The organism is Thalassotalea coralli, from assembly GCF_055786205.1.
The window spans coordinates 1,034,672-1,046,385 of record NZ_JBVVBK010000001.1 but is presented as its reverse complement, the minus strand read 5'-3'; the positions used below and the strand labels follow the sequence as shown (position 1 = coordinate 1,046,385).

Below are 11,714 nucleotides of genomic sequence, written 5' to 3'. Positions count from 1 at the left end.
GAAGATAATTTAATGGTTCAAGGCAGTATCAAACGCTCTGGCTTTAGTTACTTTTTACAAGGCTTTTCATTGATCACCACCAAAGGAGTTAAACGCTTTGTTATAGTTCCTTTGCTTATAAACCTGCTGATATTTGCAGGCGCTTTTTATCATCTGTATTTAACCTTAGATCAGTGGGTAACGGCGATTGCTGAGTACCTGCCTGAAGGTTGGGACTGGATTACCGCCTTTATTGGTCCGTTGTTGCTATTTTTCTTTTTGCTATTCTACTCGCTTGCCTTTACCACAATTGCTAACTGGATCGCCGCACCTTTTAACGGTTTATTATCTGAACGAGTAGAAGCAAAGTTAACTGGAAAAGAGCTCCCTCCACAATCCATGTGGCTGTTACTAAAAGAAGTACCAAGAACATTAGGACGTGAATTCGTTAAGCTTAGTTACTATTTGCCGCGCGCCATCGTGTTCTTTTTAGTGTATTGGTTTGTGCCTGTTATTGGACAAATTTGCTGGTTCTTGTTTCTCGCTTGGATGATGGCAGTGCAATATATCGATTATCCATTTGATAATCACAAAATCGGATTTAGCCAGATGAAAGTGGCGTTAAGAGAAAGAAAAGTATTGAGCTTCGGCTTTGGTATTGGCAGTGCAATATTTGCTATGGTACCTATTCTCAACTTAGTTGTTGTGCCAGTATCTATTTGCGGTGCGACGGCGCTTTGGGTAGACCACCATAGAGATAACTTTGCTGAATAATTAAGTATTACAAACAAAAAAATCCAGCGATTACCGCTGGATTTTTTTCTTCTTTATAAACGTTATAAGTTTTGCTCAAACAACTTATAGATTCTACGGTATTCATCTAACCAAGAACTCGGCTGAACAAAACCATGCGGCTCCACAGGGTAAATAGCCGTTTCAAAGTTTTCTTTTTCAAGCTCAATTAAACGCTGCACTAAACGAACGGTATCTTGGAAAAATACATTGTTATCAATCATAGGCGCATTGATAAGCAATGGCTTTTCTAACCCTTCAGCAAAGTAAATTGGTGAACTTCTTTCAAACGCTATCGGGTCAACACCCGGTGTATTTAAGATGTTAGAAGTATAGCCATGGTTATAATAAGCCCAGTCAGATACCAATCTTAATGCCGCACCTGCTTGGAATAAATCTGGCTCTGTAAACATAGACATCAAGGTTAAGAATCCACCATACGAACCACCATAAGTACCGATACGGTTTCTATCAACATTGGCGTTTTCTACTAACCAATCGACACCATCGCTCATATCTTCCACTTCTGGTTTACCCATGTGGCGATAAATAGCGGTGCGCCAGTCACGGCCATAGCCTTTCGACGCGCGGTAATCCATGTCGATAACAACATAGCCCTGTTGCACTAACATGCTGTGAAACATGAATTCTCTGAAGTAACCTGACCAGCCCATATGCGAGTTTTGCAGATAACCAGCACCGTGAGAGAACATAACAGCGCGGTTTTTCTCTGCTGTTTTGTCAAAGTTTTCTGGTAAATACACACGAGAGTAAACAGGATCTTCTTGCTTTGACGAAGGCACAGCGACAATACTTGGCGCAGTCCATGGCATAGACAAGAACTCATCTGATACTGTATAAGTTAAGCGAGTCGCAGGTGAAGTACCTGTAATATCTTTAACATAAAGCTCAGGTGGCATTAGCAATTCTGAGTGTTGAATTAGCAACTTAGATTGATCTGGACTTAAGGCGTAATCGTTCATGCCGCCTAAATCCGTTAGTGCTTTCATGTCACCTGTAGCTAACTCAACTTGGTAAATTTCATAAATACCAGGGTGCTTTTTGTTCGCTTTAAAAATAACGCGTTGCTCATCATTGGTGAGCGTTAAGTTGCTCACCTCAAAACGGCCTGTGGTTAATTTTTTCGACTTACCTACTAAAGACTTAGTGTAAAGGTGTGAATAACCCGACTCTTCTGACAAGAAATATAATTTGTTACCTGCCCAACCAAACTCATTAAAGCCCCAGTTGATCCACGCATCATCTTGCAATTTATGCTGCTCAACCAGTTTATTTTCTAGTAAATCAACGTTCGCTAACCAACGCGTTTTGTTGTCCCATGCTTCTAACATTAACGCGACTTTTTTGCCGTCTTTGTGCCACTTGATAGAACGACTAGAACCTTGGATGTGAATGTCACGAGGTGCCGTCTTACTTTGATAACTTTCACCTTTCTTCACGGCATTTTCTTTCTTAACAGCCGCTAATACATCAGCGTCGTAGTCTGAAAGAGTCTCATAAGAAAGCGGAAATTGTTGGCCTGATTTCAAATCCAACAAAATGACTTCTTCACTGTACTTACGATTATTCGCAACGCGAGCACGCACTTTAACTGGTGCGATAGTGCCGTCGTCAGTAATGTAATTCGGCATAATATCCGACTTATCACGGCTCGAACCGGCCTTAGTAATACTCACAATTAGCTTGTCACCGTTTGGCGATAAACTTGCCTTAGCGATTCGCTTACCTGCTCCTAAATAAAACTCAGACTGCGTAATGCTTGAGTTATTAGCTTTAAGCTTATCATTTTGTTCGCTTTTTAACTTCTTGTTGCGCTGTTGCAACGCAATGTAGTCAATCAACTCAGTTTGTTGTTCGGCTAAATAACTTGGCTTTTTCTCTGACGGCGCGGCAGAAAATTTGATATTCGCTAATTCGATAACTTGATTACCGTTTAGCTGATGCTCGAAAAACTTGTTACCAACACGATAAGCAACGTTGCCATTATTCAAAAACATTACGGCACTTTCATTCGCCGATGTTTTAGTGAGCTGCGTTACTGCTCCTGTATTTAGGTTCTTAACGAAGACGTTTCCTTGAAAAATATACGCCTCTTTAGAGCCATCGTTATTTAACACTGCGCCGCGGTCAGCAAGCTGATGTTGCTTTGCCAGATCAACTTGCTTAGCTGAGTTAGGCGATGTAATCGACATTTGATATAAATCTCGAATCGGGTTGCCCTCTCGCTTTTGCTTATAAAATATCGTTTGGCTATCGTCGCCCCAATACCAACTTTCTGGTGCACGCGAAATCCAATCAGGGTCAGACATTATTTTTTCTAAAGTGATTACCGTGTCACCTGATGCGGTTTTTGCTGATTTCGCTACAACGACTTTTTCAACATTAGTTGGTGCTTCTGTATTAACTTTCTGAACTTTTGCGGCTTTTTCATTGATACTTACAGGAGAAGCATCCAGCACACCTTCCGCTGTTTGCTCTTCTGTCGTAGCAACACAGCCAAATAACGCCATAGAAATGGCAACTGCTAAGATTTTATTTTTCATCATGTATTTGCTTGTATTTTTATTAAGTTAAGAATTAGTTTCTAAACGATTCAGTTTTTCACTGAGTTGATTGTAAGGCTACCTTATCTTTGCCTACATTAAAATTAGACTAACGCCGCAAAATTTACGACCAAAATTCTTGCTGCTGTTAATTCGCTATTTTGCTATAATCGCGCGCCCAGATACTCACAGCCTTTTTTACTTTAATTGGATAGGCGCAGGTGAATTGGTGGCGGCAATGAACAAATGCTACATTTATTCGTGTGCTTAACACCGCTGGCGAGTAATTATTTGTGTAAATTAACATAATGCTTTTTGCAAAATTGTAAAAAAGTTTAACTTTGTAGGCGACATTAATGATCCCATTACCTAAAACCACTTTATTCGACTACCCAAAATACTGGGCAGAATGCTATGGCGTGGCTGATTTTCTTCCGACTTCTCGTGAAGAAATGGATCAATTAGGCTGGGATAGCTGCGATATTATTCTAGTTACAGGTGATGCTTATGTAGATCACCCTAGCTTTGGTATGGCTGTTATCGGTCGCATGTTAGAAGCACAAGGGTTTAGAGTCGGTATAATCGCTCAGCCAGACTGGCAGTCAAAAGAGCCTTTTATGGCTCTTGGGAAACCCAACTTATACTTTGGTGTAACAGCTGGCAATATGGACTCTATGATCAATCGATATACTGCTGAAAAGCGCCTACGCCATGACGATGCGTATACACCAAATAATGAAGGTGGTAAGCGACCAGACCGTGCTGTACTCGTCTATTCTCAGCGATGTAAAGAAGCCTACAAAGATGTTCCTGTTGTTATTGGTGGTATTGAAGCAAGTTTGCGCCGTATTGCTCATTACGATTATTGGTCAGAAAAAGTAAGACGTTCAATTTTATTTGATGCGAAAGCGGATTTACTTATTTACGGTAATGCAGAAAGACCTCTTGTTGAAGTAAGCCACCGCATTGCCAAAGGTGAAGCAGTTGAGACACTTACTGATATTCGCGGCACGGCATTTTTAGCTAAACAAGCTCTACCAGACTGGCACGGAATAGATTCTCGCTCTATTGATAAGCCGGGAAAAATCGATCCTATTCCAAGTCCTTATCAAGAAATTGATCAAACAAGTTGTGATTCGGCGCCAGAGAATAAAGATGCTAACAGTGACGTTACTCAAGTAGCGCAAGCGGTTAATGTCGTTGAATTTAAAAGTGACAAGTACCGCAATAAATCTTGGAAAGATAAAAAGAAGCCTTGGCTTACCACTTACATCAACCTACCCACTTTCGAGCAAGTGAAAGATAACAAGGTTTTGTACGCCCACGCGTCTAGGATTTTCCATCAAGAAGTTAACCCAGGCTCAGCTAAGCCGTTAGTGCAGCGTCACGGCGACAGAATTATCTGGTTAAACCCTCCTGCTTACCCATTAAGTGAAGCAGAAATGGACGGAGTATTTGGGTTGCCTTACAAGCGTGTTCCACACCCAAAATACGGCCAAGCAAAAATTCCTGCGTATGACATGATCAAAACTTCCGTCAATATTATGCGCGGATGTTTCGGTGGTTGTACTTTCTGTTCGATTACCGAGCACGAAGGACGCATTATTCAATCGCGCTCTGAAGAATCGATTTTACAAGAAATAGAAGATATTAAAGAAAAAGTGCCCGGCTTTACCGGTGTTATTTCTGACTTAGGTGGCCCTACGGCAAATATGTATCAGTTGCGCTGTAAAAGCCCTAAAGCTGAAGCAACCTGTCGCAAGCCAAGTTGTGTTTGGCCGACCATTTGTGGTCATTTAGATACGGATCACACGCCGACGATAAACCTGTACCGTAAGGCACGTAATATTAAAGGCATTAAAAAAGTGCTCATTGCATCTGGAGTCCGTTACGACTTAGCCGTTGAGGACCCTGCTTATGTTAAAGAATTAGCAGAGCATCACGTTGGTGGCTATTTAAAAATTGCCCCTGAGCATACTGAAGATGGACCACTCAATAAAATGATGAAACCGGGCATGGGTAGCTATTATCAGTTCAAAGAACTCTTTGATAAATACTCAAAAGCCGCAGGAAAAAAACAATATCTGATCCCATATTTTATCTCCGCGCATCCAGGAACATCAGATATGGACATGATAAACCTTGCACTGTGGTTGAAAGAAAATGATTTCAGACTAGACCAAGTTCAGAACTTTTATCCTTCACCATTGGCAAACGCTACAACGCTATATCACACGGAAATAGATTCGTTACGCAATGTTAAAAAGACCAGTGACTCCGTAGTGGTGCCTAAAGGTGGTCGTCAACGTAGATTACACAAAGCAATATTGCGTTACCACGATCCAAACAACTGGCCAATTATTCGCGAAGCACTGACCAAAATGGGCTTAGCTAGAAAGCTTATTGGTACCAAACCTGGTTGCTTAGTGCCACCAGAGTCAAAAGGTGAAGGCAATTACAGCCATTACAAAAAGTCAGGTAAAGGTAAAAACAACGCACAAGGATTCAAGAAAGGTGAAGGCGTTAAAAAATCAAACAACAAGCGTTATAAATCAGGCTTAACGCGATTTAGCGATAATCAATTTGATTCTGGTAATTCGCTCAAGAAAAAGCGTAAAAGCAAAAGATAAGAGGTAAGTAAGAATTAACCTCTTATCATATATTCGTATCAGGTTTAAGCGTAAGCACCTTGCGCTTCAAGCTCGATTTGTTTTGAAATTTCAATCAATTGAGACTTAGGAAGCTGATAGTATTTAGTGATATTGTCAATCACATCATTTTCGTAATTTGTACTGATAATAAGCCTTGCAAGCCTTCTTAAGACACATGCGAATTCAATAGCAGAAACGCCTGAAAAATTGGTTAGTTCTTCAATTAGCAAACTGGATTTTAACTTATTCATATCCCCTCCTTTACTGCGTGAAAGAGTATATGATCTACAACCCAGATTTTTGTGACGAAATTATGAAATTGTACAAAAAAGTTATCTATGAAATGCTTTTTTGTTTTACAAGCGGCGAATAGTTATACATTTCAGTTAGTTACTAAAACAAGCTTACTGGAAAAATGTTCACTAACAATAGGTTACTATCAAATATGATCAGCCACACTTTGTCTGTAGCTGATCGATTGCTAACTGCCAAAACTGGCGAGCCGTTACTCTGTCACCACGCCTGTAATAAAACAATGCTTGTTCTACATATTGATAAACCATTGAGCTATTCCTAACTATTGACGAAGTGTTTATTGTCTATCTTTTGTACAAAGCAAGCTGTATAAGAGTTGTTCTAAGTTACTATCAAAAAGTAACTCCTTAGTAACATTTTGTTATTGAGAAGCGCTAACAAGCGATATGACGCCTGTAAGTTGACATTAATTGCCACCAGTGAGAAGAAATTACACTAGAGTGTATTTTACTCACAGATGATTCGGGTATAATTGCCGCCAATTTTGTTACACACAACTATTTCTGGAGTCTGTTATTTTAGTCGCCAACAACATAACACAGCAGTTTGGAGCAAAACCGCTGTTTGAAAATATCTCGCAAAAATTTGGTAATGGAAACCGCTACGGTTTAATTGGTGCCAATGGTTGTGGTAAATCTACATTAATGAAAATTCTAGGTGGTGACTTAGAGCCAACCAGCGGTAACATCAACTTAGATCAAAACGATCGAGTCGGTAAACTTCGTCAAGATCAATTCGCTTTCGAAGAATACAGTGTTGTTGACACGGTTATTATGGGTCATACCGAACTATGGGAAGTGAAGGAAGAACGTGACCGCATTTATGCTTTACCAGAAATGAGTGAAGAAGATGGTATGCGCGTTGGTGACTTAGAGTCTCTTTACGCAGAAATGGATGGCTACAGCGCAGAAAGCCGTGCAGGTGAATTGTTAATTGGTGTTGGTATTCCGGTAGAACAGCATTACGGCAAGATGAGTGAAATTGCACCTGGCTGGAAGCTTCGTGTATTACTTGCTCAGGCACTATTTTCTGATCCAGATATTTTGCTATTAGATGAACCGACCAACAACTTGGATATTCACACCATTAAGTGGTTAGAAGACACGCTTAACGAACGTGAATCCACCATGATTATTATTTCTCACGACCGTCACTTTTTAAATTCAGTATGTACGCACATGGCGGATTTAGACTACGGTGAGCTTCGCGTTCACCCAGGTAACTACGACGAATACATGCTTGCAGCAACGCAAGCTCGGGCTCGTTTACTTGCCGACAACGCGAAAAAACAAGCACAAATAGCTGACTTAAAAGCGTTCGTTGCCCGCTTCTCAGCAAACGCATCGAAAGCAAAACAAGCGACTTCACGTGCACGCCAAATTGACAAAATTAAAATTGATGAGGTAAAAGCATCAAGCCGTGTTAACCCTTACATTCGCTTCGAACAAGAAAAGAAATTGTTCAGAAATGTGCTAGAAATTGAAAACCTGAACAAGAGTTTCGACGACCTTCACCTATTAAAAGACATGAACCTAATGGCAGAAGTTGGCGAGCGCATCGCAGTAATCGGTGAAAACGGTGTAGGTAAAACCACTTTCTTACGCTGTTTAATGAACGAGCTAGAGCTTGATAGCGGTGAAATTAAATGGTCTGAAAACCACAATATTGGTTACTACGCTCAAGACCACGCTCATGAGTTTGAAGAAGATATGAATCTTTTCGATTGGATGAGCCAGTGGCGACAAGAAGGCGACGATGAACAAGCTATTCGCGGCGCATTAGGCCGTATGCTATTTTCAGCCGACGACATTAAAAAGTCAGTCAAAGTGCTATCTGGTGGTGAACAAGGCCGTATGCTTTTCGGCAAGCTAATGATGCACAAGCCAAATATATTAGTGATGGACGAACCAACAAACCACTTGGATATGGAATCAATCGAATCGTTAAACATGGCACTATCACAGTTTGAAGGCTCATTAGTGTTCGTATCACACGACCGTGAGTTTGTTTCTAGCTTAGCGACTCGTATCATCGAAATTAAAGAAGATGGATACGTTGATTTCGCTGGAACGTATGATGAGTACTTAGCTAGCCAAGGTAAATAAAACAACCTAGCATCAACATTAATAAAAGGAGTAGCGCTCATGCCCTACTCCTTTTTTTGTGTCTATTAAAACTACCTAATCGTTTTCAGAATTTAGCTAATGGCACTTAATGGCAACATTGCTTTTATAAGAGATTGAATTGCTGATAATTTCTGGTAATTTAAAGAGATAGTCGTAGATGGATATTACTGAGAAGTCTACATAAGATACTGTTTTAAATTTAGAGAATATCAGAACATGGATGAAAAGTTCGAAGAAGTAGTAGAAAGATATATTGCAAAAGCAGAGGAAATCGAATCAGAAACTTCAAAAGCGCAAGCAAGTTCTTCTATGCTATTTGCCACAGCTTGTTTCAATGCTCAAAGCATTCTCGAGAATTCAAATCCAGAGACTCTCCAAGAGAATATTTCAGAGTATATTGAAATGTATGAAGACATGCTGAGAAACTCTATTAAACATTACACAGCAAGTTAAACACATAACAAATCAGTTATTGGCGGAACGGTTAAAGCTTGGCTCAATTTAGTTTCGCTGCTCAAGTTTAGCCAAGCTTTTATGCCGCCATAAGTTAGGCGTTATTTATAAGAGAGTTCACAAAATGGATTTATTGGTATTTTTTTTATTTTTGCCGGCATGCTTTGCATTAAACATGATACCAGGACCAAACAATTTACTCTGTATGGCCAATGCTCAACGTTATGGGTTTAAGTATAGTGTTTGTGCAGGGTTTGGCCGAATAGTCGCTTTTGTTGTAATGATATTTTTAGCCGCAACAGGAATGGCCACCGTTTTATATGCCTCAGAAGCGATTTTCTTAACAATAAAAATTGTAGGCGCTATCTATTTATTTTGGGTTGCATTCAAATTATGGAGCTCAGAAGTTTCTGAAGTCGACGTTCAAAATCTCGATAACAATAATATTTATCAACTTGCTAAACAGGAATTTTTATTAGCCGCAGGTAATCCAAAAGCTATTTTGATTTTCACAGCGTTCTTTCCGCAGTTTATTGACCCTAATCAGAATGCCGGTTATCAGTTCACTATTTTAGGAGTGACGTTTTTAGGTTTAGAGTTACTAGCTATATCTATTTATGCTATTTTTGGAGTACACCTGCGTCACTGGTTTGCAAAGCCGAATATGAAAAAATTGTTTAATCGTTGTTGTGCCTTTTTTATTAGCTCTATCGGCATCGGTTTACTTACTGAACGTAGGGTTTAACATTAAAAGAAATTGGAAAAGGGCAAAGGACATGCGTAAATTAATCACTTATTTCTCAGCGTTATTAAGCGGTGCTATTTTTTCAATACAAGCGAGTGAGTGCACAAGTCAACTGACTTTAGAGGAGCATTTTAAAGAGAGCCCTCATGTCGCAATTATTGAAGTTAAAAGCATAGAAATTAACTCATCTCTAAATTTAAACAAATTCCTAGAGACTAACGATATAAACCTTAGTACTAGAAAGTATACTAGTGGAACAGCAGTGTTAGTTGAAACTCTAAAAGGCGAGCCTGATGCTCAACTTTTTACAACGGGCGTGATAGAAGGTGATCCGTGTTATGTTCCACAACTCAAAGGGCAAAAGTACCTCGTATTTTTAGCAGCATCAGATATAGCTCCTTTTATCAAACGTTACGCTACGATCAATATCAATGACGTTTCGACTAACCTACTCAACAAATGGCGCAACAAAGAACTTAAAGAAGCGTTTAAAAAATCTGAAACCTAGCCCCTCTATCGTTTCCGCTTTATTTTTTACATATTGCCTATATGTATAATCATCACATTCAGACGATATGTTTAGAAAGAGAAATCAGTGCAAAAATCTATTCCTGAATTAATTACTGAGAATCTTATTATTACGGTTTTAAAGCCGGAAGATTTCGCGCTTTTAGCGATCTTTGAAAAAAATAATAACGCGCACTTAGCTAAATGGGAGCCTAAAAGAGACGACACTTACTACTCTGATATTGAAGTGGAACGCCGCGTTAAATTAAATTATGAGCAATTCATATCTGGTAAATCAGTACCTTTCGTAGGGCTTGATAAATCACGCTCGAAAATTATTTGCGTTTGTCATTTTACCAATATCGTACATGGAGTATTTCAAGCATGTCATTTAGGTTATTCCATTAATGAGCAAGACCAAGGAAAAGGACTAATGCTTGAGATGCTTGAACCTTGTACAACTTATATGTTTGAGCACGTCGGGTTACACCGAATTATGGCAAATTACATACCGTCTAATGTGCGTAGCGAAAAACTATTAACGAAACTTGGCTTCGAAAGAGAGGGACTAGCTAAATCTTATTTGAAAATAGCTGGTTCGTGGCAAGATCATGTTTTAACATCAAAAATAAATCCGAATCATGATTGCGACTAACACGTTTTTAATAACCTGTGACTTGGTCTTTGATTCATAACTTTTTTAACATGGAGATTAATCAATGGATAAAAACACTAAAGTTAAGTTTAGAAAATTCTATTTTAAATTAGGGTTTCAAGTTGGTGCGTTCTTAGCCTTTTGCCTTGTTACCGGTTGGTTTTTTGGTAAAGAATTGGCTATCGAATCTAAACAAAGAAATGCAAGCCAGAGTAGTGAAATTATAGAAAATAAACAAAGAAATGCAAGCCAGAGTAGTGAAATTATAGAAAATAAATAAAGCTTTTCAATTTTACTAACCACCTATTCACTGGATTGGTGCAACATCATCACTTCATTCTAAGAGCTAAAATTGGCTATAACGTAAATTGAGTAGAACAATGACTATAGGGACATTAACCTTTTTCTGCGGAAAAATGGGCGCAGGAAAATCCACGAAAGCTAACGAAATCGTTCAAAACAGCAATGCTGTGCTACTATCGGAAGATGAATGGCTTGCCGCATTATATCCAAACCAAATTAAGTCTCTAAACGACTACGTTAAATACTCGCAGTTGTTAAAACCTCAAATGAAAGATCTAGTGCAGTCTATTTTAAAGGCTGGTACTGATGTAGTAATGGACTTTCCTGCTAATACTCTATCGCAACGACAATGGTTTACGTGCATATTTTCGGAGGTTAACGCACCACATATGTTAATATTTCTCGATGTTACAAATGACATATGCCTTAAACACATAGAGAAAAGACGTATACAGCAACCTGAACGAGCTGCGACCGATACCGTAGAACTTTTTAATGCAGTAACAAAATACTTTGAAGCGCCCAGTCAGGAAGAAAGGTTTAATATTCAAAAAATTGTATATAAGTAAAAAATACAGACCCCAAATAGTACCCTTTTACTTAAAGATTATCTTACCCTTACCC

Annotated in this window: 11 protein-coding genes; 9 read left to right on the top strand and 2 right to left on the bottom strand. The window is 39.2% G+C overall.

Annotated features, from left to right (window positions below; all coding sequences use genetic code 11):
• Positions 1–12 precede the first annotated feature (12 nt).
• Positions 13–753, top strand: coding sequence for a sulfate transporter CysZ (cysZ, locus tag ACOB80_RS04610; RefSeq protein WP_473164629.1), 741 nt, complete (start codon positions 13–15; stop codon positions 751–753).
• A gap of 62 nt (positions 754–815) precedes the next feature.
• On the opposite strand, the gene ACOB80_RS04605 is transcribed toward cysZ, so the two are convergent.
• Complete coding sequence (locus ACOB80_RS04605) at positions 816–3,338, bottom strand: S9 family peptidase (RefSeq protein ID WP_473164628.1); 2,523 nt, start codon at positions 3,336–3,338, stop codon at positions 816–818.
• A gap of 353 nt (positions 3,339–3,691) precedes the next feature.
• Between ACOB80_RS04605 and ACOB80_RS04600 the strand changes: the two genes are divergently transcribed.
• Entirely contained in the window at positions 3,692–5,965 is a 2,274-nt protein-coding gene (locus ACOB80_RS04600) for a YgiQ family radical SAM protein (protein ID WP_473164627.1), read from the top strand.
• Positions 5,966–6,009: 44 nt separating this feature from the next.
• On the opposite strand, the gene ACOB80_RS04595 is transcribed toward ACOB80_RS04600, so the two are convergent.
• Positions 6,010–6,237 (bottom strand): hypothetical protein, encoded by a 228-nt coding sequence (locus ACOB80_RS04595; protein ID WP_473164626.1) that lies wholly within the window; start codon positions 6,235–6,237, stop codon positions 6,010–6,012.
• A gap of 579 nt (positions 6,238–6,816) precedes the next feature.
• Between ACOB80_RS04595 and ACOB80_RS04590 the strand changes: the two genes are divergently transcribed.
• From ACOB80_RS04590 to ACOB80_RS04560, 7 genes are all read left to right on the top strand, one after another.
• The gene (locus ACOB80_RS04590) at positions 6,817–8,406 is read left to right on the top strand and encodes an ABC-F family ATPase (protein ID WP_473164790.1); all 1,590 of its coding nucleotides are present in this window, start codon (positions 6,817–6,819) and stop codon (positions 8,404–8,406) included.
• Positions 8,407–8,643: 237 nt separating this feature from the next.
• A complete protein-coding gene (locus ACOB80_RS04585) occupies positions 8,644–8,880 on the top strand; it encodes a DUF3144 domain-containing protein (RefSeq protein WP_473164625.1) in 237 nt (78 codons plus the stop codon).
• Between the two features lie 124 nt (positions 8,881–9,004).
• The gene (locus tag ACOB80_RS04580; RefSeq protein WP_473164624.1) at positions 9,005–9,625 is read left to right on the top strand and encodes a LysE family translocator; all 621 of its coding nucleotides are present in this window, start codon (positions 9,005–9,007) and stop codon (positions 9,623–9,625) included.
• A 31-nt stretch (positions 9,626–9,656) separates the two neighbouring features.
• On the top strand, positions 9,657–10,133 hold the full coding sequence (locus ACOB80_RS04575) for a hypothetical protein (protein ID WP_473164623.1): 477 nt from the start codon (positions 9,657–9,659) through the stop codon (positions 10,131–10,133).
• An 87-nt stretch (positions 10,134–10,220) separates the two neighbouring features.
• Positions 10,221–10,787, top strand: coding sequence for a GNAT family N-acetyltransferase (locus ACOB80_RS04570; protein ID WP_473164622.1), 567 nt, complete (start codon positions 10,221–10,223; stop codon positions 10,785–10,787).
• Between the two features lie 64 nt (positions 10,788–10,851).
• Complete coding sequence (locus tag ACOB80_RS04565; RefSeq protein ID WP_473164621.1) at positions 10,852–11,067, top strand: hypothetical protein; 216 nt, start codon at positions 10,852–10,854, stop codon at positions 11,065–11,067.
• Positions 11,068–11,167: 100 nt separating this feature from the next.
• On the top strand, positions 11,168–11,659 hold the full coding sequence (locus tag ACOB80_RS04560; protein ID WP_473164620.1) for a P-loop nucleotide/nucleoside kinase family protein: 492 nt from the start codon (positions 11,168–11,170) through the stop codon (positions 11,657–11,659).
• The last annotated feature ends 55 nt before the right edge of the window (positions 11,660–11,714 follow it).

Coding starts and splice junctions, on each gene's coding strand:
- ACOB80_RS04560 (WP_473164620.1), top strand. CDS start 11,168: ATGACTATAGGGACATTAACCTTTTTCTGCGGAAAAATGGGCGCAGGA.
- ACOB80_RS04600 (WP_473164627.1), top strand. CDS start 3,692: ATGATCCCATTACCTAAAACCACTTTATTCGACTACCCAAAATACTGG.
- ACOB80_RS04580 (WP_473164624.1), top strand. CDS start 9,005: ATGGATTTATTGGTATTTTTTTTATTTTTGCCGGCATGCTTTGCATTA.
- cysZ (WP_473164629.1), top strand. CDS start 13: ATGGTTCAAGGCAGTATCAAACGCTCTGGCTTTAGTTACTTTTTACAA.
- ACOB80_RS04585 (WP_473164625.1), top strand. CDS start 8,644: ATGGATGAAAAGTTCGAAGAAGTAGTAGAAAGATATATTGCAAAAGCA.
- ACOB80_RS04565 (WP_473164621.1), top strand. CDS start 10,852: ATGGATAAAAACACTAAAGTTAAGTTTAGAAAATTCTATTTTAAATTA.
- ACOB80_RS04595 (WP_473164626.1), bottom strand. CDS start 6,237: ATGAATAAGTTAAAATCCAGTTTGCTAATTGAAGAACTAACCAATTTT.
- ACOB80_RS04575 (WP_473164623.1), top strand. CDS start 9,657: ATGCGTAAATTAATCACTTATTTCTCAGCGTTATTAAGCGGTGCTATT.
- ACOB80_RS04605 (WP_473164628.1), bottom strand. CDS start 3,338: ATGATGAAAAATAAAATCTTAGCAGTTGCCATTTCTATGGCGTTATTT.